The following is a 3,630-nucleotide window of genomic DNA, read 5'->3' on the forward strand; positions in this document are numbered from 1 at the left end:
TGAATGGACTGTTCATAGGCATCTTGACCATCTTCCGCGATTCCAATTACCTCTATTTCTTCCCTAAGATTAAGCAGTGCTGATAACCCTTCCCGAATCAATGCTTGATCGTCTGCAATTAATACTCTAATCATGAGCCCCTCCTATTATCCAGCGTTTCTGATGTAACGGTAATTCAACGTCTATCTTGAATCCTCCTTGATGAGTGCTTTGAAAAAACACTGTCCCTCCATGTTCTTCAATTCGTTCCTTCATATTGATTAGACCAAAACCAGGCGTGACCTTACTAACTCCATATCCATTATCCTTTATCGTTAACGTAATTTTTTCTTGGGTACAAGAAAGTGCAACGAAGCAGAGCGTCGCATGTCCGTGCCGTTTTGCGTTAGTCAGTGTTTCTTGTATGATTCGAATAAGCGTCGGCTGCAGTGTATTTGGAATAACAGTTGGATCACCCGCCAGATCAAATGTCGTTTGAAGATCTGCTGACTTATAAAAGTCCTCAAATAATTTACGGATGGAAACGATAAATGTTTGTTGTGAGCCTTCATCACTGTGGATTGCTTTCACCGAAAAGCGTACTTCTTCCAATGCATCTCTTGCTAATACTCCGCAGATGTTCAATGCCACTTCTGCTTTTGGTTTATTTTGTTTCATTAGCTCGCGAGCAAGCTGCAATTGCACAAGCAGGGCAGTCATTTTATGTCCAACCGTGTCATGTATTTCACGTGCTATTCGATTTCGTTCCCGATCTACCGTTAACTGCTCCACTGTCTGAGCGTATTTTCGTAATTGCTGGTGCGCTTCCTCGAGCTCTTCATGAGATCGACTCAACTGCTCATATTGTAAAGTGACCACTTCACTAGCATCATATAATTTCCGTATTAAATCACCGACTACAGTTCCGAAAATAACAAAAGAAACACCTGTTAAATTATCAAACAAATCGACGTAACCGGTGCGAATGAAACACTCTAGCATGACAATTAACCATAAAAACAAGCTGCCCCATAACAAACGATGACGTATTTTTTTATCAAACCCAGAGAGGAACAGCGTGATTGCTGTCACTCCTACAAGAATAAAATATAATGTTGAAGAAGGAAAAAGGAATCCGTAAATGAAGCACAGCATGCCATCAATCAAAATAGTAGAAAGTTTGATTTTATTTTTATTGAAGTCATATAGAAAAAAATGATTGTACACAAAAATAGCCGTTATGATGAAAATGGTCTCTTTTAGCAGTATCTGATCAGGCGCCTTTACAAAATACATGAAGCTAATCAGGATATACATAACCACTCGAAGATGTATTAACCAATTCCCCAAACAACCACCCGCTTTCGTTTTTCTTTAATCATGCCGAAAGTAAAACTTAAATGGAAGCATTTTCTTTTCAGCGGGTACAAAAACAGACTAAACTCCGTACAAAAAAGAGCCCAAGTGAATGGACTCTTCTTTACATTACAGAGTGGTTGCCGCTACTTCTGAGAAAAATTCCTGATATAGGGCTTGAACTGCTTTCTTTTCATCTTTGGCTTTCACACCGAACATCATGCTCACTTCTGATGAACCTTGATTAATCATCTCAATGTTGACCTTTTCTTTAGCCAGTGCCTGAGAAGCTCTTGCTGTTGTTCCTACATTATGTCGCATACCTTCACCCACAACCATAATTAAAGCCAAATCATGCTGAACCTCTATTTCATCTGCATGAAGTTCCTCTTTAATTCTCTTAATAATGCGTGCTTCTGTTTCTCGATCAATTTGATATTCTCTTAGAATGATGGTTATATCATCAATACCTGACGGGATATGTTCATAGGAAACATAATTTTCTTCGAGAATTTGTAATAACTTTCTCCCAAAACCTATTTCACGGTTCATTAAATACTTACTAATATAAATACTACAGAACCCCTTGTCGCTTGCGATACCAATAACTGGCCCATTATTGTTTTTTCTTTCGTTAACAATCTTTGTCCCTTCAGATGCGGGATTATTTGTATTTTTGATTTGTACTGGAATACCCGCACGATAAGCTGGAATTAACGCTTCATCGTGAAAAACTGAAAACCCAGCATAAGAAAGTTCCCGCATTTCGCGGTACGTTAACTCCTTAATTTCCTTTGGATAGTTTACTACATTCGGGTTGACCGAATAGACGGCATCAACGTCCGTATAGTTTTCGTATAAATCTGCTTTTGTCCCATTAGCCAGAATTGAACCTGTTATATCCGAACCGCTTCGAGAAAATGTGAGCACCTCTTTGTCTGCTGTAAATCCAAAAAATCCAGGAAAAATTAGAATTTCCTTCTGATTACGAAGTTCGTAAAGACGTTCATACGATTCTGGCAGTACTTCGACATAACCATTTTCATCTGTAAGAATTAACCCTGCATCAAAAGGATTCACATATCGGGCAACGTATCCTTCTTTTGTGAAAAAGGCTGCTACAAGTTTAGCATTATTATCTTCGCCGCCTGCCTTCAATCCATCCAGATACCTCAGTGGATTTTTTTGGTCAGCATAGAGAAGCGAATAGAAGTTTTTACTAATCTCGGAAACAATGTCTTCATTTAGCTCTAGTTCTGAAGCAATCTCAGAGTAGCGGAGAATTACGGTTTCCAGTAAATCGGCTGCATCTTCTCCAGCCAGTTGATCCTCCCCGCAAGAAATTAATAAATCGGTGACTTTTATATCATCAGAATTTCGCTTCCCTGGAGCCGACACGACTACAATCCTTCGTTCAGAATCACTTGTGACGATATCTAATACCTTCTTCAGCTGTTCCCCCGAAGCCAGCGAACTACCGCCAAATTTCACAACTTTCATGAATCCATCCCCTATAAATTAAATATTCAGTAAAATAACTCCCCTTATTATCACTCTTTTGCTGTCAATAATCAAGAGATATTCTACCCTAAAAAAACAAATGTGCTTTTATCACGGAATAAGAATACAGGAATCTCAAGTATTGTCTTTCCTATTGTCTGCTTAAACTGCTTAGTGGTTGTTTTTATTGGCTGCTATCTTTATAAAGAGAGATTAAAGCTCTATCTATCAAATGGCAGGTGTCGCTATCGCCTTAATCGGCATCATCCTAACAAAGATATAAAAAAACAGGGATCCCCCCTGTTTTTTTACTATAAATTATTTGGTTAGGATCAAAATACCACCACAATGTGAAATCGGATAAAATTCACATGTACATACCCATTGTAACGATACAACGAGTTCATCGTATACAAAATAAAACTCCTCATCATCCCAATAGGTAATACTTTCTTTTCTGCACGCTTCTAGTTTCTCCCGAGTTTGAAAGGCAATGTCCCCGATAAAAATTTTCCCGTTATCCGTTATTAATGGCAGTAATTCTTCGATGAACATCAATTTTTCATCATCGTTTAAATGGTGTAATGCGTAGGTACTTATAATAAAATCATATTTCTTTTCTTTGATTTCTTTAGGTAAACCTTTTGAAAAATCACACTCCATTACATTTGCTTTTGGCATTTTGGCTTGAGCAATTTCAATCATTTTAGCAGAAAAGTCGAGACCGTCATTACTATGCCCATTGTCATATAGCCGGTGACTTAAAATCGCGGTTCCTATACCAATATCTAACAC

General features: G+C 38.1%; 3 protein-coding genes. All 3 read right to left on the reverse strand.

Features of this window, described 5'->3' with window-relative positions:
* Positions 1 to 126: 126 nt before the first annotated feature.
* Positions 127 to 1,329 carry a sensor histidine kinase gene (locus tag AC52RT_RS05925; RefSeq protein ID WP_495539890.1) on the reverse strand — a complete coding sequence of 401 codons (1,203 nt, stop codon included), beginning with the start codon at positions 1,327 to 1,329 and terminating at the stop codon, positions 127 to 129.
* A 135-nt stretch (positions 1,330 to 1,464) separates the two neighbouring features.
* The gene (locus AC52RT_RS05930; RefSeq protein ID WP_495539891.1) at positions 1,465 to 2,835 is read right to left on the reverse strand and encodes an aspartate kinase; all 1,371 of its coding nucleotides are present in this window, start codon (positions 2,833 to 2,835) and stop codon (positions 1,465 to 1,467) included.
* 318 nt (positions 2,836 to 3,153) lie between these two features.
* A partial coding sequence (locus AC52RT_RS05935) for a class I SAM-dependent methyltransferase (protein ID WP_495539892.1) occupies positions 3,154 to 3,630 on the reverse strand: 477 nt, incomplete at its 5' end.

The organism is Peribacillus sp., from assembly GCF_059453735.1.